Source organism: Phytoactinopolyspora mesophila, assembly GCF_010122465.1.
GTDB classification, from domain to species: domain Bacteria; phylum Actinomycetota; class Actinomycetes; order Jiangellales; family Jiangellaceae; genus Phytoactinopolyspora; species Phytoactinopolyspora mesophila.
Genome location: NZ_WLZY01000006.1, coordinates 171,330 through 189,874, shown reverse-complemented (window position 1 = coordinate 189,874; position 18,545 = coordinate 171,330). Strand labels below are relative to the sequence as shown.

The window sequence follows — 18,545 nt, the reverse complement described above, 5'->3', positions numbered from 1 at the left end:
CGCTGGGATTTCGGCGCGGCTCGATACCGTAGAGCCGTGAACGATACTCGACTCTCCCCAGGCGACCCCGCACCCACCTTCACACTTCCCGACACCGATGGTGAGCCGGTCGATCTCGCTTCGTACCGGGGCCAGAACGTGATCATTTACTTCTACCCGGCGGCGATGACACCCGGATGCACCAAACAGGCCTGCGATTTCCGGGACAATCTGGCCTCTTTCCAGTCCGCCGGCTATGCCGTGCTCGGCATCTCCCCTGACGAACCGGACAAACTAGCGAAGTTCCGCGACCAGGACGGTCTCACCTTCCCTCTCTTGTCCGACCCCAATCTCGACGTTCTCAAGGCCTACGGCGCATACGGTGAGAAGAAGCTCTACGGCAAGGTCGTGAACGGCGTCATCCGATCCACCTTCGTCCTCGATGCGGACGGGGTGATCAACAAGGCTATGTACAACGTCCGGGCCACCGGGCACGTGGCCAAGTTGTGGCGCGAGCTCGGCCTCGACAACTGAAACCGCCCGAGATCTCGGGCTCACCATCCTCGGAGGGTCATGCGCACGTTCTTCGGCGTCTTGCTGCTTGTACTCGGCGCCCCGCTCCTGGTAGCCGGCGGCGTGGCAGCAGCCTACGTCGGCCCGGACAACACCGTGGAGGTCATCGAAGAGCAGATCACCACTGACGCCGCGGTGGTTGCCACCACGCCGTCGGCGCTGAATGCCACTGGCCCCACCCTCCACGTGACGGCCGACGCCGGCGAGGCTCCCACGTTCATCGGGATCGCCCACCCGGTACACGTCGACTCTTATCTCGACGACGTGACCGTCGAGCAGATCACCGGCATCGGCTGGCGTGGCGGCCTCACCCACAGCGTGCTCGGCGGCGGTGAGACAACACCCCGGGCCGACCCTGCCGGTCTCGATTGGTGGCGCGACCACGCAACCGGATCCGGCGCACAGCAGATCAGTTTCGAGATGACCGACGAACCCGTACGGCTGGTGCTGGCCAGCGCGGATCTGCGCACGCCGGTGACGGTCCAGCTCTTCGTCGACGCCGAGATCGAGGGGCTTTTCGTGACCGCGTTGCTGGTCGGGGCCGGCGGAGTGATCTTCATCGTCGGCGGGATCCTGCTGTTGCGGGCCGGGCGACGGCGCCGGGCCGAAGAGCGAGCCCTGGACGCCGACATCGAGACCGACACTGACACCGATCTCGCGGCCACGCTGGGCGAATCCGATCCGTCGCCGCCGGAGCCACCGCCGGCCCCTCCCACACCGCCCCAGCGTCCAGGCACGCTTCCCCGGCTGGCCGTGATCGGCGGTGCCGGGGCACTCTTCCTCACCGGATGTGCCCAGTTGCCGGGCACGGCCGAAACCGGGCCACACTCGACGGTGCCTGCCGTGACGCCGGATGCGGCCGAGGCGTTCTTCGAGCACTACACCGAGATCAACAACGAAGCCAACAGCCAGCAGGATCCGGAACTCATCAGCACGGTAGAGACCGGCCCACTGCTCCAGACCAGCCAGATGGGTTACGAGATCCAGCAGGTACAGGGCCGGGATCCGATCGAGCCGTTCACCATCGCGCCCTCGATCGTTGCGGCGCCGGGATTCGATGCGTACCCGATGTGGTTCGTCGCGGTGAGCGATCCGGCCGACGGCGCGGGCTACTACCTGGTGACGCGTGAAGACGCGTCATCACCGTGGCTGGTGTCGCTGTCGGTGTACCCGTCGGAGGACGCACCGCTGGTCGAACCCGCCATCGACGGCGGAGTGGCCGAGCGTGCCGGCGGCGACCTGCCCGTGCGCGGCGCCGATGTCCTCGAGTCCGTCGCCGAGTTCGCCGAGACGGGCGACGAGCCGGAGGACGTTGACGTCTCGCATGCCGGAGGACTGGACTCGCTGCACGAGCACGGGCTGCACCTGCCCGAGGGCGACGACGAGTACGTCGACGTCGAGCGCACATGCTCCATGGCCGACGACGACGTGCAGTGGCTGGCGGCCGAAGGCGGCGCCTTCGCCATGACCTCGATCAGCTGCACCCAAACAGCGGTGATGACCGACGACGATTTCCACATGCGCCTCGACGAGGACGGCTTCGGCATCCTGCCCGGCGACACCGAACTACGGGAGACCGAGATCACCCATGGGGTCAGCTTCATCGTGGCCGTCAGCGACGACGGCTCGGCCACTGTCATCGGCGAGTCGATGCTCCCGTACGACATGGATTACACCGAGCCCTGAAGTGACCTCGAAGATGCCCCATGAGCCGGGCGATACGCTTGACCATATGCCGAGGGCTCATGTGCGCCATCCGGTCTTCGCCCGCATCTACGCCAAGGCCAGCCGCTCCATGGAGCGCGAGGTAGGCGAGCACCGAAGCCGGCTGTTGACCGGGCTGAGCGGAAGAATCGTCGAGGTAGGTGCCGGCAACGGCATGAACTTCACGCACTACCCGCCGGAGGTCACCTCGGTGGTGGCCGTCGAGCCCGAGCCTTACCTGAGGCGACTGGCCTGGGAGGAGGCGCTTCGGGCTGCGGTACCCGTGAAGGTCGTCGACGGCATCGCCGAGCAACTACCCCTCGACGATGCCGAATTCGATGCCGGCGTCGCCTCACTGGTGCTCTGCTCAGTCCGCCATCCAGCCATCGCGATGGCCGAGTTGTTCCGGGTCATCCGCCCTGGTGGCCAGCTCCGTTTCTATGAACACGTCCGGGCCACCAGTCCCAGGTTGAGCCGCGTACAGCGGGCCATGGACGCCACCGTCTGGCCGTCCATCAGTGGCGGGTGCCACGCCCACCGCGACACCGGAACGGCCATTGCCGAGGCCGGATTCATCATCGAGCAGATGGACTCTCTCCGCGTCCCAGACACGCGCCTGTCACCTCCGACCTCGCCACACATCATCGGCGTCGCCACCCGGCCGCGGTGAGCCGCCTCAGCGCGCCCGACTGCCGGCGCCATGCACCCGCAGTCACGTCGTGTTTTACCTGCCCAAGGCTCCGGCCACGGACCTGCCCACTCGGTGGCGTACCATAGGTCGGCGTCAGCGGGAGTGGCGTAATCAGGCAGCCGCGCACGGTTTAGGTCCGTGTGTCTTCGGACGTGTGGGTTCGAATCCCACCTCCCGCACCACGCAGGCGTGAAGTGCCCATACCTACCGCGTCTACCGGAGACGAACAGTGTCGGCAGAAGATCCATCGGTAGTGATCAACTGGGCTGACGAAGCTGCCCATATCGGCGCCGCACTCGCCAGCGACAGCGCTTGGTACGCGGCTACCGCCGAAGCGCTCGTCAGTCCGTCAGACCGGCTCGCGATCGATGTCGGCTGCGGCGGAGCGGGTATGGCCATCGCCCTAACCCGTGCACTGCCGACCGAGGCGAGCGTCGTAGGTGTGGACGGCGACGACGACATTCTCGACGCCGCACAAAGCAACATCACCGAGGCCGGCCTCGGTGATGGCCGCATCCGGCTGGTGAAGGCCGACCTCGAACGCGATCTCAGCACGCTGGCCGATGCCGCTGCGGAGGCCGACATCATCTGGGCCTCCGGTTCCGTCCACCACCTCGCCGATCAGCAGGGCGCCATCGACGCCTTGGCCGGACTTCTCGCCTCCGGCGGCAGGCTCGCGCTGGCCGAAGGCGGACTGCCCAGCCGCCATCTACCTTGGGACCTCGGCATTGGGCAGCCCGGCCTGGAGATCCGGCTCCACAGCGCCGAAGACCGGTGGTTCGCGCGGATGCGGGAGTCCCTGCCGGGTCACGTCCGGATGCCCTACGGCTGGCCGGTTGCTCTCCGGCGTGCCGGGCTCGTCGATGTCACCACTCATACCTCCACCTTCGCCAAACCGGCGCCCCTGGATGATACGAACCTCTCCAGCCTGCTCACGCAGCTCGCACATCGTGTGAAGCGAGTCACGGACAGCGGTGAGCTGGGCGAAGACGACATCCAGGTGTGGGCCCGCATTCTGGACCAGGACGACTCCGCGTGGCTGGGCGCGCGCGACGACTTGTACTCGCTGAGCGCGCGCAGCGTCTACGTCGGTCACCGACCAGCGTGACAACTCTGCCCAGGGTGCCGGGTTGGCCGACCGCGCCCCTAGCGTCAGTGGTGGCCGAGCGCGATCGCTGATTTGACGTCGTCGAGCACCGGACCCTCGACCCTTGCCGGGTCGCGCCCCTCGGCCGCCGCCTTGTGCCGCTCGCCGCTGAGCAGAGCGAGCTGCTGGTTCTGCTCCACCCACGTCCGCATCCGCGACTCATACGCCGCATAGCCCCGACGGTGGTCACCGTTGGCTCGGTTGAGCTCATCCACCAGGATGTAGGCGCCAACCATTGCCACGCTGGTGCCCTGCCCGGACAGAGGTGAACCCGCGTAGCCCGCGTCTCCCACCAGACTGATCCGGTCCGACGACCACCTGTCCATCCGGATCTGGCTCATCGAGTCGAAATGGAAGTCCTCCGCTTCCCACATGAACTCCAGCATCCGCGGCACCTCCCAGCCGGCACCTGCCATCTGGTCGGCGAGGAGCCGCTTCTGGACGCCGATGTCACGGTAGTCATAGTCCAGCTGTTCAGAGCCGAACCCCAAGTACACCCTCGCTTCGGCATTGTCGCGAGCGCTCATGATGACACCGCCGCGGTCACCCATCTGCATCCACACCTGCCAGTAGTCCAGATCCAGGAAGTTGGGCGTCGTGAACACGCCTACGTAGTTGCCGAGGTGATGGAGGAAGCTCGACTCCGGCCCGAACGCTAGCCGGCGCACCGTGGAATGCAATCCGTCGGCACCCACGACCAGGTCGACGCTGCGCGGCGGCCCCGACTCCAAGGTCACCCGGACCTCGTCAACGTTCAGCTCGATACCCGCGACGGCGTCACCGAAGATGTACTCGACGTCCGCGCGCGTGGTCGCGTAAAGCGCCTCGCAGAGATCGTCTCTCATCACCTCCACGTCCGCCCCACCTAGTGCGCCGCCGGACAGCGTCTCCTCCGTCGATCGGGACAGCTCATTGCCGGCCTGATCGACGATCGACATCCCCCGCATGGACGTGCTCGCGTCGCGCAGACCGCCCAGGACACCCATGCGCTCGGCCACGTCCAGCGCGGTTCCGCGCACGTCGATTGCGTGGCCGCCGGGACGCAAGCCAGCGAATCGCTCGACAACCGTCACCGGAAATCCGTACTGGTGGAACCAGTAGGCGGCGGTCAGCCCGGCCACACTCGCGCCCGAGATCAGGACTCGCCGGTTCATCAAATTCGTCATGGCCAGGACCCTACGGCAGATTTGTCCATTTGGACAAACCAGTTGGTTAAACCATATGGCTCACTGGTCGGGTAGGATCTCCAGTCATGGGAAACCGTGAGGCTCTGCTCGCCGGCGCCAGGCACTGTCTGATGGAGAAAGGATGGGGTCGCACCACCGTCCGCGACATCGCTGCCGCAGCCGGCGGCATCAGTCATGCGGCCATCGGATACCACTTCGGATCCAAAGACGCGCTGTTGAACGCGGCCCTGGTCGAGGCCATGGACGAGTGGGGAGACCAGATCTGGGGCACCATGTCCGGCTCCGGCGACACCGAAGACATGTGGGCCGCAGTTGTGGACTCGTTCGCTGAGAACCGTGCCCTGTTCGCCGCCAGTTTCGAACTGCTCATGCAGGCCCAGCGCTCGCCTGAGCTACAGCGTTACCTCGCGACGGCGCAGGAACAAGGGCGGCGCGGGCTCGCTGCGCGGCTCACCGGCGTCGATGAAAGCGAGGTGCCCGACGCCACCGTGCGCACCCTGGGGGCGGTACAGATGGCCCTACTCAATGGGGTACTCACACAGTGGCTTTCCGATCCCGAGACCGCCCCCTCGGGCGCTGAGGTGGCCGCGGGTCTTCGCGCTCTTGCCGAGGCGACGTCCGGTCCCGAGAACAAGCAGACGGCCCGCCACCGCCCGTATCGAGCCACAGCAGCCAATAATAAAGAAGATGAGCCATAGGCCGGGCGCACCGTAGGCTAGACCTGGTATGTCCACTCCTTCCGCTGCTGATCTGCGCTCCCGGCTGCCCGAGCTCTCCCTCCGTGACGAGCATCGGCTGCGCCGGCGACTGGAAGGCATCCGCAAGATCCGCCGCGACGATGCGAAGGCAGCTGCGCTCTCCGAGGTCGCCGCCGAGATCGAGGCGGGCGAGAAGCGCCTGGCCGCCCGGGCCGCCTTGGTGCCGGCGATCACCTATCCCGAGCTGCTTCCGGTCAGCCAGCGCAAGGACGATATCGCTGAGGCGATCCGCCAGCACCAGGTGGTGATCGTCGCCGGCGAGACAGGCTCGGGAAAGACCACTCAGTTACCCAAGATCTGTCTGGAGCTGGGCCGCGGCATCCGTGGCGTCATCGGCCACACCCAGCCGCGCCGGCTCGCCGCCCGCACCGTCGCTGAGCGCATCGCCGAAGAGACGAAGACCGAACTCGGTGACGCCGTCGGCTACCAGGTGCGTTTCACCCGCAAGGCCGGGGACGACACTCTGGTCAAGCTGATGACCGATGGCATCCTGCTGGCCGAGCTGAGCCAGGACCGGATATTGCGCCGGTACGACACTCTGATCATCGACGAAGCGCACGAACGAAGCCTCAACATCGACTTCATCCTCGGCTACCTCAAACAGCTGCTCCCCCGCAGGCCCGACCTCAAGGTCATCATCACCTCGGCCACCATCGACCCGGAACGCTTCGCCGCACATTTCGACGGCGCACCGATCGTCGAGGTGTCCGGGCGCACATATCCGGTCGAGATCCGCTACCGGCCGCTCGTGCCGGACGCCGGTGATGCCTCCGACGACGATGAGCCCCGCGATCAGGTCCAGGCGATCGTCGAAGCAGTTGACGAACTCGCTCTCGAACCACCCGGCGACGTACTCGTCTTCCTCAGCGGCGAACGCGAGATTCGCGACGCCGCTGACGCTCTGCGCAAGCGATTCGACAACACCAGGCATCGCGGCGCGGAGACCGAGATACTCCCGTTGTATGCGCGTCTTTCGGCGGCCGAACAGCACCGTGTCTTCCAGCCGCATCGTGGCCGGCGGATCGTGCTGGCCACCAATGTGGCAGAGACATCGCTGACGGTTCCCGGCATCCGCTATGTCGTTGATCCCGGCACCGCTCGGATCTCCCGCTACAGTCATCGGACCAAGGTGCAGCGGTTGCCGATCGAGGCGATCTCACAGGCCTCCGCCCGGCAGCGAGCCGGACGGTGCGGACGGGTCGCCGACGGCATCTGCATCCGGCTGTACTCCGAGGAGGACTTCGACTCCCGGCCGGCGTTCACCGATCCGGAGATCCTGCGCACCAACCTCGCCTCGGTCATTCTGCAGATGACCGCCCTGGGTTTAGGCGACGTCGCAGCTTTTCCGTTCATCGACCCGCCGGACCGCCGCAGCATCTCCGCCGGCGTAGACCTCCTGCACGAACTCGGCGCGCTCGAGCCGAAAGCCAGCGACCCGCGCAAACGCCTGACCGATGTCGGCCGGACGCTGTCCCAGCTTCCCATCGATCCGCGGCTGGGCCGGATGATCCTCGAGGCCAACCGGCACGGCTGCACCCGTGATGTGATCATCATCGCGGCCGCCTTGTCTATCCAGGATCCGCGTGAACGGCCGGCGGAGCATCAGCAGGCCGCTGACGAGAAACACGCCCGGTTCCGGGATCCGACGTCGGACTTCGCTACTTTGCTGAACCTGTGGCGCTACCTGAGCGACGAGAAACGCGCCCGGTCTTCCAACCAGTTCCGGAAGATGTGCCGGAATGAGTTCCTCAACTACCTCCGCATTCGCGAATGGCAAGATCTCGACGCTCAGCTCCGCAGCCTGGTCAAACCACTGGGTGTCACCGTGTCCGACGCCCCGGGCGGGACCAAGAAGACCGGCGCGTCCTCCGCGCCCGACGAGAACGGCCCAGCGGAAGCGATCCACCGGTCACTGCTGGCTGGCTTGCTGTCCCACATCGGAGTGAAGGAAGGGCAGGGCAACGAGTATCTCGGGGCCCGCGGCACGAAATTCGGCGTCTTTCCGGGTTCCGGACTGTTCAAGAAGCCACCCCGATGGGTGATGTCCGCCGAGCTCGTGGAGACGTCGCGCCTGTGGGCCCGGATCAACGCCCAGATCGATCCCGAATGGGCCGAGTCACTCGCCGAGCACTTGGTCAAACGCAGCTACAGCGAACCGCACTGGGAGAAGAAGGCCGGCGCGGTGATGGCGTACGAGAAGGTCACCCTGTACGGGGTCCCCATCGTGGCCTCGCGGAAGGTGCAATACGCGAAGATCGATCCCGGCCTGAGCCGCGAACTGTTCATCCGGCATGCACTCGTCGAGGGTGACTGGGAGACTCGCCACCACTTCTTCCACCACAACCGCGAACTGCTCGAGGATGTCGAAGATCTTGAGCACCGGGCACGACGCCGCGACATCCTGGTCGATGACGAGACCCTGTTCGAGTTCTACGACGGGCGGATACCTGCCGGCATCGTTTCGGGACGGCATTTCGACAGCTGGTGGAAGAAGACTCGCCAGCAAGATCCCGACCTGCTGACGTTCTCCACCGAACTTCTCATCAACGACGAAGCCGGCGACGTCAGCGCCGCCGACTATCCGGACACGTGGCGCCACAGCGAGCACGAGCTACCGCTGACATACCAGTTCGAGCCCGGTTCCCAGGCTGACGGCGTCACCGTGGACGTGCCGCTTCCGGTACTCAACCAGGTCGATGCCAGTGGATTCGACTGGCAGGTACCGGGTATGCGCGAAGAGCTGATCACGGCTTTGATCAAGTCGTTGCCCAAACAGCTCCGCCGCTCGTTCGTTCCCGCGCCCGATACCGCCCGGCAGGTGCTTGCCAGGCTAGGCCGCTCCAGCTCCGAATCGGACCTGACGGCGGCTCTCGCCCGGGAGCTGACCCGGATGCGGGCGGTTCCCGTCGCACCTGGCGACTTCGACTTCGAGCGGGTCCCCGGCCATCTCAGGGTGACGTTCCGCGTCGTCGACGAGAATGGCCGCAAGGTTGCCGAGAACAAAGACCTCGCGATCTTGAAGCGCGAGCTGCAAGCCGACATGCGCAAGACCGTCTCGGCGGCAGGGGCCAGCATCGAACGCTCCGGACTGCGGGAATGGAACTTCGGTGAGCTGCCCCGCACCTTCGAGACCGTGCGGGGCGGCCACCCTGTCACCGGTTATCCGTCGCTGGTCGACCAAGGTGACAGCGCGGCCATCCGAGTCCTGCACACCGAAGCTGAACAGCGAACCGCGCACTGGGCAGGCGTGCGCCGGCTGCTCCTGCTGAGTATCCCGTCGCCGGTCGCGTTCGTCCAGCGACACCTCACCAACCAGACGAAGCTGGTACTCAGTCAGAACCCAGACGGCAGTGTGGCTGATCTGCTCATCGACTGCACCGAGTGCGCCGCCGACGTCCTGATCGCCGACGCGGGCGGAGCGGTATGGGACGAGGCAGGGTTCAAAGGGCTTCGGGAGCGGGTCCGGGGCTCGCTGATCGAGCAGGTGTTCGCCGTCGTCGACGAGGTCGAGAACGCTCTGAGCGTCGCGCATCGCGTGCGCACACAGCTGGACCGGGTTCCGGGCACCGCCAGCCGGGACTCCGTCACCGACGCCCGGCACCACCTCGAACAGCTGGTTCATCCGGGATTCGTGACCGCGACGGGGCGCGACCGGCTCGCGCACCTGTCCCGCTACTTACGTGCATTAGAGCGCCGGGTAGCCAAGATGGCAACCAGCCCAGAACGGGACCTCGACCAGATGGACACCATCGCCCGGGTCCAGGACGCGTACAACGACCTGCTGGACTCGATTCCGCCGGACCGGATGCCCACGAAGGCACACGAGTCGGTCCGCTGGATGATCGAGGAGCTCACGGTCAGCCTGTTCGCCCAAGAACTCGGCACCGCCCATCCGGTGTCAGAAAAGCGCGTCTTGCGCGCCATCAGCGACCTGCGCTGACATGCCCCAAACCTACTGGCCTTTGGTGGGCACGGCCGATCATTGTTCACTCAGCGAATAGTTCGTCAACCGAATCTGCGGTGGCTGCACGGCGGATCCAGTCGTCAAGCTGGTCGATGTCTGTGCACTGGGTTATACGCCGGCGCGTGGCGTCGGACACCTCGAAGCCACGCGCGACAAGCAGTGTCAGCAGCGCCCTGGCTTCACCTTCCGCACGCCCTTCCGCACGCCCTTCCGCACGCCCTTCCGCACGCCCTTCCGCGAGACCCTGGGTGCGCCCTTCCGAGAGTCCTTTGTCTCGCCAGCGGCGCAGAAACTCGCTCTGAACCTCGTAAGTCTCTGTGGCCATCAAGCCCTCCACGTAACGTCGTGCCGCCGCAGGTAATGCGCCGAACACGAGATCAGAATACTGAGTGGCGTGGTCGAAGTCGACACTGTCGAACGCGTGTACCAGTGCATCGAGCACCTTTCTGTGTCGCGGCCGCGATCCATGCGCGATCGCCGACAACACCACCAGCTCCGGACACCGTCGCGCCTGTTCAGGATCCGTGACGACCGGCACCTGGCTCGGCGCAAGCACCAAGGGCTGCAGTACCCAGCCAGGGTGGCCGAGTTCTACTGGTTCTGCGCACCACTGCGCCGTAGCCGCGTCCGCGCAGACCACCAGTAGAACTGCCGGGCATGAGAGCCTGGCACGCAACGTCGCGAGATAGACGGGCCACGTCCAGCGTTTTCGCAGGTCTTTTCGCAACTGGACCTCCACGACCACAGCCAATACCGGCGCACCGGTACTCGCCGTCAGCGTCACGACACCGTCGGCGCGGTACTCGGTCGGTGTGAGGTCGGGCAGATCACCCGAGCTCAGACGGACCTGGTCGTGAGCCGGGATGGGTGTCTTCAGCGGCCCGGCCAACAGCTCCGCGACTAGAGAAGGACGAGATCGGAAGATCTCGATCAGTCCTTCGTGCAGGTTCGACGGCATACCAGTGATGCTGTCCTGACGTGCCTGTGGATTGCAGCTGGCCTTCCACAGGCACACCGTGATAACGACAGACTCGTTCCCGGTCAGGCATCGGTTATCGTACGACGATGGCGGTCGAGTTGATCTACGAGACGCACTCCACCAGCACCGACAACGAGGCCGGCGTTGCAACCGGATGGCTGCCTGGAGAGCTGTCGGCGACCGGCCGGCAGGTGGCAGCTGAACTTGGTGAACGCCGCCGGAACGACGGTCTGGCTGCTGTGTTCGTCTCCGACCTGCGGCGCGCCGTTGAAACGGCCGCCATCGCCTTCGGCGACACGGACATTCCCGTCTACCAGGACGTTCGGTTGCGCGAATGCAACTACGGAGAGCTCAACGGCATGCCCGTAGCCCGTTTGGCCGCGGAGCGCAAGCACCGGATCGAGCAGCCGTTCCCGGAAGGCGAGAGCTATCTGGACGTCGTCGACCGTACGCGCGACTTCCTGGCTGACCTGGTCCGGGCCTGGAACGGCAGCCGCGTCGTCATTATCGCCCACTCGGCCAATCGATGGGCGTTTCAGGCGCTACTTACGGGCGTCGACCTGAACGAGCTGGTTGATTCCCCCTTCACCTGGCAGCCGGGTTGGCACTTCACAGCGTCCTGAACCTACCCATGGCTCCCTCGTCGCTGGTTCTCGCCGCCACCGCCGACGCCGCTGGACCGCGGCTCAACCCCACTTGAGCCCAGATTACTGGTTACATGCCATTGACAGTATATAACTGTGATGGCATATTAGGTGGGTGCCGTTCGATGTGCTTGCCGAACCAGTCCGGCGGCAGATCCTCGATCTGTTGCTGGAACGCCCACGCCTCGTAGGGGAACTGACCGAGGAACTCAACCTGAGCCAGCCCGGCACGTCCAAACACCTACGGGTCCTACGAGACGCCGGGCTCGTGCGGGTCCGGCGCGATGCCCAGCGCCGCTGGTACGAACTCGAGCCCGAGCCACTCCGGCAGATGGACGAGTGGCTGACGCCGTACCGGTGGTTGTGGGCCTCTCGCATCGACGCCCTCGAACAGCACCTCGAGACCATGCCTGACGAACCTGAGGACACGTGATCATGACCGAAACCCTGAACAAGAACGCTGACGGCCGCACGGTGCTGCGGATCGAACGCCACCTCTCGCACCCGCCCACGAAGGTCTGGCGGGCGTTGACAGATCCGAAAGAGCTCAGCCAGTGGTTCCCCGCCACGGCCACCACGGTTGACCTGAGGGCGGGCGGCACCGTCCAGCTCGAATACGGCGACGAAATGTTGATCAACACCGTCGAACCACCACACGTGGTCGAGTTCTCCTGGCATGGCGAGCTTCTACGATGGGAACTTCGCCCGGACGAGCACGGCTGCAAGCTTATGTTCACTCACACCTTCGACGACCACGCGGGCGCGGCCAGCTTCGCCTCCGGCTGGCAGCAATGCCTCGTGGCGATGGAGCTGCTGCTCGACGGCAAGCCAGTTGAGCACGAACGGCCGTCCGCCGAGCTCCATGACGCCTTCGTGGAAACTTTCGGGCTGGATGAAGGCATCCTCGAGCAGACGGCCGACGGCTGGCGGGTCCGGTTCGAACGGCAATTGACCGCGCCTGCCGCCCAGGCATGGGCCGTCCTGGCACCACGCACACCGGAACTCGGCGATCCCGCACCCCAAGCACTCAGCACTCCCTCGGTGACAGCCGGTCCCGTGACACACGTCGAAGCACCCTCGCGACTCGAATACCAATGGCTGCTGGAGGACCGTCCCGCGGGCTCGGTGCGGTGGGAACTGTCGGACGATCGAGGGACTGGGCACGGCGCGCGCCTGGTGATCGTTCAGACGGGCAGCACAGCGGCGTCCGGCCAGCAGTCCCTGGCACTTGAGGCGTGGCAGCGACCCATTCAAGATCTCGCCGAGAAACTACGCCAGATAACGCCCTGACACTCGCTCGGGCCAGGAATGGCCTAGAGCCTGCTCGGGTCTTGGATTCCCAACGCCCGAAGCAGCACCGCCCGCACCTTGACCACGTCCGGGCGCTCCCCTTCCAGCAGGATGGCTGTGCACATGCCGTCGGCGGCAGCCACCATCGCATCAACGGCCAGCGGATCGGTGGTGTGCCGCCGTGCGATGTCCGCGACCGTCTCCCGCCAGAGCCTGGCGATCGGGCGTAGCGCTGGGCGCCGTGCCGCCAAGGTCGAGAGTTCCCGCTCCGCGAGCGCACGCCGGCGACCGGGTCCGGCCGCCGCGGCGATGACCTCGGCAAGCCCGCCGATCTCATCCCGGCCCTGCTCAATGATGGCTCCGAGCTGTCCAACATACTCCTCGGCAACGGCGGTCAACGCCGCGACGAGCAAGTCGTCCAGGGTGGCGAAGTAGTAGGTCGTCAGGCTGGTCGGCACGTCCGCCTCACGGGCGACCGTGCGGTGTGTCACTCCGGCCGCTCCGTCGCGCTCCACCACCCGGAGCGTCGCGTCGATGATCTCGGCGCGGCGGCGCTCACCGCGGGCTCGCCGCCCATCGGTGATTGCCTGGTGCTTTTGCCGCGCCGCGCGCTCCGCCACAGGGAGATTCTCCTATCCGAACGTGGGACTGCGCCACCGGCGGGCCACTTCAATACCGTGAGGTGGCGCAAAGCTCGTTCAGGAGCCCCAGAAACCACCTCACGGTATCGAAGTGGTGCCGCGCTCTTGTCAGAGGCGCACTTCGTCGTCGTCGATCTGGCCACTACCGATCGTTCCGATATGCCTCAGCATCACCGCAGCCAGGATCGCGAGCGCGGTGATGCCGATCGCGCCGACCGCGGCCACGACGTTCATCCCGGAGGCAAACGCGTCTTTCGCCTGCGCCACCAGGTCTGTAGGCAATTGGTCCGCGACCGCCAGGGCACCCGGCAAGCTGTCGCCGGCGGCGTAGGCCGCCGCCTCCGGCACGGAAACCGGGACGTTGCCATCTATCCGGCCACGATAGATCGCGGTGGCCAGGCTCCCTAGCGTGGCCACGCCGACCGCGATCCCGAGTTCCTGGACGGTTTCCGACATCGCCGCAGCGGATCCGGCTCTTTCGGGCGGTGCCGCGCCCACCACCAGATCGGTGCCGAGCGCCGCGATCGCCCCGAGCCCCAGATACACCAGCGAGAATCCGATCACCACCAGCGCGATTCCGGGTGTGCTGTCCAGCTGCGTCAGCATCAGATAGCCGATGGTCGAGAGCGCCAACGTGATGGCGACCACGTATCCGGGTCGGATCCGCCGGGCGATCAACGGCGCCGAGATCGCCGCCACGAGCATCATCAACGCCGGAGGCCCCATCCATGCGCCGGCCACCAGCGGTTCCAGCCCCTCTACCAGCTGCAGGTACTGCGTGACGAGAAGCATTACACCGCCCACCCCGACCAGCCCCACGAGCAGGACCGCGAGCGCGACACTGAAGGTGCGGCTGGCGAACAACCGCACATCCAGCAGCGGGCTCACTAGCTGCCGCTGGCGGCGGACGAAGAACACCGCCGCGCCGGCCCCGGCCGCCATCGCCAGTATCGGCTCCGGCTCCAGCCCGTTCTTCGCGAATTCTTTCAGCCCGTAGACCACGGCCAGAATCGCGAAGAGCGACAACGCGACGCTCATCAGATCGACGGGCCCTGGCTGTGGGGCCCGATACTCCGGCAGCAGCACCGGCGCCACCACCAGCAGGAGCGCGACAACGGGGACGGCGACCAAGAACACCGAACCCCACCAGAAGTGTTCGAGCAGCACGCCACCTACCAGCGGCCCGACGGCCATTCCCAGCGCGAACATCGTCGCCCAGACCCCGATGGCCAGCGCACGCTGGCGCAGGTCGGCGAACATGTTGCTGATCAGTGCCAGGGTCGAAGGCATCAGCGTCGCCCCGGCTACACCCAAAGCCGCACGTGCGAGGATCAGCATCTCCGCGCTGGTGGCGTAGGCAGCCAGCACCGAGGCGACCCCAAAGGCGACGGCGCCGATCATCAGCAACTTCCGGCGGCCGATCCGGTCACCGACCGTACCCATCGTGATGAGGAAGCCGGCAATCAGGAAGCCGTACGCGTCCATGATCCACAACGTCTGGGTACTGCTCGGCTGCAGGTCGGCGGCCAGATGCGGCAATGCCAGATACAAGACCGTGACGTCGAGCCCCAGCAGAGCGGTCGGCAGGGCTAGAACCGCAAGGCCGGCCCATTGCCTACCGGTGGCCTTCTGGACGGCCAGTGCGCTCATCGATGCTCCCCATTTCCCGGCGGTGTCTCCGTCTCGTTCAGCCGGAGACACTTAAGTTGGACGATAGTTCTATTTGTACCATCGTCCAACTAATGAGGAGGCCGGATACAACCTGTGACCTCAGCCACATCTCATGGGCACTGATCGTCGACGTGAGACGCCTGAAGCCAGAAACGTCAGCGGGGATCCGCGCTGACGTGAGCGCGGATCCCCGCTGACTATGGGTCGTACGACTGAGGAGTGTGCCTGGGCAGCTACGCCGAGGCGGTCACGTGCTCGTCGGGGCTGCCTGCTGGGCGCTGGGCACGCCTGCGACCGCGACGGGTACGCGGTTTGGTGTCGTCGGCGGACGCTTCTGGCGAACCTGGCTCCGAAGCGGGCTGCTCCGCTCCGCCGGCGCCACCAGAAACCGCCTCGTGTCGGGCATCCGTACCGTTCACAGGACCGGCCTGGCTCGAGTCGGCGGCTGGGGCAGCCCCGGACGATGCCTGGGTATCCGCGCCGGTCCGCTCGGCGGGTGCGGAGTCTCCGTTGGTCTCGCCACGGGCCGCGACGGGGATCAGGTCAGCCGGCGACGCCTCCCCCGGATCCGCCAGCGCCTCGAGTTTCGGCGACAGCGCAGCTTCGGGTTTCTCGGCCGGCTGTTCAGACTTACGCCTGCGTCCCCGCCGGTCCGAGCGGCCCGACGGCTCGTCGGCGACGCTCGGCGGTTTGGCCGGCTCGCCCGGATGTGTGTGGACGACGACCCCACGCCCCTTGCACTGCTGGCACGGCTCGCTGAACGCCTCGAGCAGACCGGTGCCGATCCGCTTCCTGGTCATCTGCACAAGACCCAACGACGTCACCTCGGCCACCTGGTGCTTGGTGCGATCGCGGCCCAGGCACTCCACCAGGCGACGCAAGACCAGGTCGCGGTTGGACTCCAGCACCATGTCGATGAAGTCGACGACGATGATGCCGCCGATGTCACGCAGCCGCAACTGGCGGACGATCTCTTCGGCCGCCTCCAGGTTGTTCTTGGTCACCGTCTCTTCGAGGTTGCCCCCAGAGCCGGTGAACTTCCCGGTGTTGACGTCGATGACCGTCATCGCTTCGGTCCGGTCGATGACCAGCGATCCACCGCTCGGCAACCAGACCTTCCGGTCGAGCGCCTTGGTGATCTGCTCGTCGATGCGCAACGCGGAGAACAGGTCGTCCTTGCCGGCCCATCTCTCCACGCGGTCGCTCAGACTGGAAGCCACGCCGTTGACGTATTCCTCGATGGCGTCCCAAGCCTGCTGGCCGGAGACCACCAACTTGGTGAAGTCTTCGTTGAACAGGTCACGGACGACCTTGATAGCCAGGTCGGGCTCGCCGTGCAGCAAAGCAGGCGCGCTGCCGGACGCCTTCTTCTGGATCGCTTCCCACTCGGCCTGAAGTCTGGCGACGTCGTTGGTGAGTTCTTCCTCGGAGGCACCTTCGGCGGCCGTGCGCACGATCACACCGGCGTCTTCCGGAACGACCTTGCGCAAGATCTTCTTCAGCCGATTGCGCTCGTTGTCCGGAAGCTTGCGGCTGATGCCGCTCATCGAGCCGCTCGGCACGTACACCACATAGCGGCCGGGCAGGCTGATCTGGCCGGTCAGCCGGGCCCCCTTGTGGCCCACCGGATCTTTGGTGACCTGCACCAGCGCTGTCTGTCCGGACTTGAGGACATCCTCGATCCGTTTGGGTCCATCGGTGTGGCCCAGCCCTGCCCAGTCGACTTCGCCGGCGTAGACGACGGCGTTACGGCCCCGGCCGACGTCGATGAAGGCGGCTTCCATCGCCGGTAGCACGTTCTGCACCCGGCCGAGGTACACGTTGCCGATCATCGATTGCTGCGACGACCTGCTCACGTAGTGCTCGACCAGCACGTTGTCCTCGAGGACCGCGATCTGGGTGAAGTCTCCGTCCTGGCGCACCGCCATGACCCGATCGACTGCCTCACGGCGAGCAAGGAACTCGGACTCGGTGAGAATGGGCGGGCGCCTCCGGCCGGCTTCCCGGCCTTCGCGGCGGCGTTGCTTCTTCGCCTCCAGCCGGGTCGACCCCTTGACCGAGGTGACCTCGTCTTCGGAGTCGCGCGCATCCCTGACCTTGACCACCGTCTTCGCGGGATCATCGGGTCGCTGGTCGTCGCCCTCCGTATCGCCCTTGCGACGACGCCGGCGGCGACGCCGGCGGCTGCTCCCCTCACCGGATTCAGCGTCACCGGACTCCGTGTCGTCAGACTCCGCGTCAGCGGTGGCGTCGTCGGACTCACCGGATTCGTCCCGTGACTGCGCGGGGCCGTCGCCGGTTTCGGTGTCCTCACCGGATTCGCCGTCGTCGATGCCGCCTTCAGCCTTCTTGCGCCGACCGCGACCACCACGCCGACGGCGCCGTCGCGGGCTCGACTCATCCTCACCCTCGCCCGAGCCGTCTTCGGTGTCCTCCTCGTCGGCGTCACTCACCGGCTGAGTCTCGACCGAGCCGGCGGCGGCGGTAGCGCTGCCATCTGCCTTGGTGGCACGGACCGGCTCCGGCTCGGCAACCGCCGGCGGTGCGAACAGCGGCGTAGCATCGAAGGCGGGCGGCTGGAACAGAACGCTGGACCCAACCTGCTCGCGTTCTTCAGGCTGCTCATCGGCTTGAGGACTGGTCTCGGCCCCGGCCACCGGCTCAGCCGCGGGCGACGCTTCTGTGCTCGCGGCTTTCTTCCGGGACCGGGTGGTCCGCTTCCTCGGCTTCTTCTCCTCGGCTTCTGGGGCTTCGCCGCCGGTGCTCCCAGGTAGGTCACCAGTGAGTAGCGCATCGACCGGCTCGGCGTCCCCCACGGTGGCGGCGGGCTGCACCGGCGCGCCGGCAGGCAGCGGCTCGGCAGAGGTGGCGTCATCGGAACCAGCTGTCGCCGCCTTCTCGGCAACGCCCTTGCCGGCGGTGCTCTTCTTGGCGGCAGTCTTCTTGGCAGCTGTCTTCTTGGCAGCTGTTTTCTTGGCGGCGGTCTTCCTCGCCGTGGCCTTCTTCGCAGCAGCCTTCTTGGCAATCGGGGCAGGCGAAACCTCCGCACCGGCAACGCCAGCGGGCGCTTCAACCGACGGCGCGCTGCCTTCGTCGGTGGAATCCGCGGGGCCGCCGTCGACAGGCGGACCAGCGGCCCGGCGGACTGTCCGTTTTCTCGACGTTCGCGGGGCAGCCTGCGCCGGTTCAACCGACTCGTCGGCCGAACCTGTGTGTTCCTCTTGCATGTACGTGTACTCCCGTCAGCCGGGGCGCCCGGCGCGACACCGACACATACGGTGCGCAGCTCCCAACGCCCAGGCTTAGTTCGTGCGCCG

14 protein-coding genes and 1 tRNA gene are annotated in these 18,545 nt (G+C 66.3%); 10 read left to right on the top strand and 5 right to left on the bottom strand.

The window, feature by feature from the left end; translation table 11 throughout:
- Positions 1-36: 36 nt before the first annotated feature.
- From bcp to F7O44_RS17965, 5 genes are all read left to right on the top strand, one after another.
- Entirely contained in the window at positions 37-513 is a 477-nt protein-coding gene (bcp, locus tag F7O44_RS17985) for a thioredoxin-dependent thiol peroxidase (protein WP_162451659.1), read from the top strand.
- Between the two features lie 39 nt (positions 514-552).
- On the top strand, positions 553-2,238 hold the full coding sequence (locus F7O44_RS17980; RefSeq protein ID WP_162451658.1) for a DUF8094 domain-containing protein: 1,686 nt from the start codon (positions 553-555) through the stop codon (positions 2,236-2,238).
- Between the two features lie 46 nt (positions 2,239-2,284).
- Complete coding sequence (locus tag F7O44_RS17975) at positions 2,285-2,926, top strand: class I SAM-dependent methyltransferase (protein ID WP_162451657.1); 642 nt, start codon at positions 2,285-2,287, stop codon at positions 2,924-2,926.
- A gap of 117 nt (positions 2,927-3,043) precedes the next feature.
- Positions 3,044-3,129, top strand: a tRNA-Leu gene (locus tag F7O44_RS17970).
- A 47-nt stretch (positions 3,130-3,176) separates the two neighbouring features.
- Positions 3,177-4,055, top strand: a complete 879-nt coding sequence (locus tag F7O44_RS17965) for a methyltransferase domain-containing protein (protein WP_162451656.1) — start codon at positions 3,177-3,179, stop codon at positions 4,053-4,055.
- Positions 4,056-4,099: 44 nt separating this feature from the next.
- Here the strand turns inward: F7O44_RS17965 and F7O44_RS17960 are convergent, their stop codons facing one another.
- Positions 4,100-5,260 (bottom strand): FAD-dependent monooxygenase, encoded by a 1,161-nt coding sequence (locus F7O44_RS17960; protein WP_174255956.1) that lies wholly within the window; start codon positions 5,258-5,260, stop codon positions 4,100-4,102.
- Between the two features lie 86 nt (positions 5,261-5,346).
- On the opposite strand from F7O44_RS17960, the gene F7O44_RS17955 reads away from it, so the two are divergent.
- Both F7O44_RS17955 and hrpA read left to right on the top strand, forming a co-directional pair.
- Entirely contained in the window at positions 5,347-5,979 is a 633-nt protein-coding gene (locus F7O44_RS17955) for a TetR/AcrR family transcriptional regulator (RefSeq protein WP_162451655.1), read from the top strand.
- 28 nt (positions 5,980-6,007) lie between these two features.
- The gene (gene hrpA, locus F7O44_RS17950) at positions 6,008-9,979 is read left to right on the top strand and encodes an ATP-dependent RNA helicase HrpA (protein WP_162451654.1); all 3,972 of its coding nucleotides are present in this window, start codon (positions 6,008-6,010) and stop codon (positions 9,977-9,979) included.
- Positions 9,980-10,025: 46 nt separating this feature from the next.
- Here the strand turns inward: hrpA and F7O44_RS17945 are convergent, their stop codons facing one another.
- The gene (locus F7O44_RS17945; RefSeq protein ID WP_162451653.1) at positions 10,026-10,961 is read right to left on the bottom strand and encodes an RpnC/YadD family protein; all 936 of its coding nucleotides are present in this window, start codon (positions 10,959-10,961) and stop codon (positions 10,026-10,028) included.
- A gap of 107 nt (positions 10,962-11,068) precedes the next feature.
- On the opposite strand from F7O44_RS17945, the gene F7O44_RS17940 reads away from it, so the two are divergent.
- From F7O44_RS17940 to F7O44_RS17930, 3 genes are all read left to right on the top strand, one after another.
- A complete protein-coding gene (locus F7O44_RS17940; RefSeq protein WP_162451652.1) occupies positions 11,069-11,605 on the top strand; it encodes a histidine phosphatase family protein in 537 nt (178 codons plus the stop codon).
- A 136-nt stretch (positions 11,606-11,741) separates the two neighbouring features.
- Complete coding sequence (locus F7O44_RS17935; RefSeq protein WP_343073890.1) at positions 11,742-12,059, top strand: ArsR/SmtB family transcription factor; 318 nt, start codon at positions 11,742-11,744, stop codon at positions 12,057-12,059.
- 2 nt (positions 12,060-12,061) lie between these two features.
- Positions 12,062-12,916 carry an SRPBCC family protein gene (locus F7O44_RS17930; protein ID WP_162451651.1) on the top strand — a complete coding sequence of 285 codons (855 nt, stop codon included), beginning with the start codon at positions 12,062-12,064 and terminating at the stop codon, positions 12,914-12,916.
- Between the two features lie 23 nt (positions 12,917-12,939).
- On the opposite strand, the gene F7O44_RS17925 is transcribed toward F7O44_RS17930, so the two are convergent.
- The 3 genes from F7O44_RS17925 to F7O44_RS17915 form a co-directional block, all read right to left on the bottom strand.
- Positions 12,940-13,536, bottom strand: coding sequence for a TetR/AcrR family transcriptional regulator (locus tag F7O44_RS17925; protein ID WP_162451650.1), 597 nt, complete (start codon positions 13,534-13,536; stop codon positions 12,940-12,942).
- 129 nt (positions 13,537-13,665) lie between these two features.
- The gene (locus F7O44_RS17920; RefSeq protein ID WP_162451649.1) at positions 13,666-15,207 is read right to left on the bottom strand and encodes an MFS transporter; all 1,542 of its coding nucleotides are present in this window, start codon (positions 15,205-15,207) and stop codon (positions 13,666-13,668) included.
- 254 nt (positions 15,208-15,461) lie between these two features.
- A complete protein-coding gene (locus F7O44_RS17915) occupies positions 15,462-18,455 on the bottom strand; it encodes a ribonuclease E/G (protein WP_162451648.1) in 2,994 nt (997 codons plus the stop codon).
- Between the last annotated feature and the right edge of the window lie 90 nt (positions 18,456-18,545).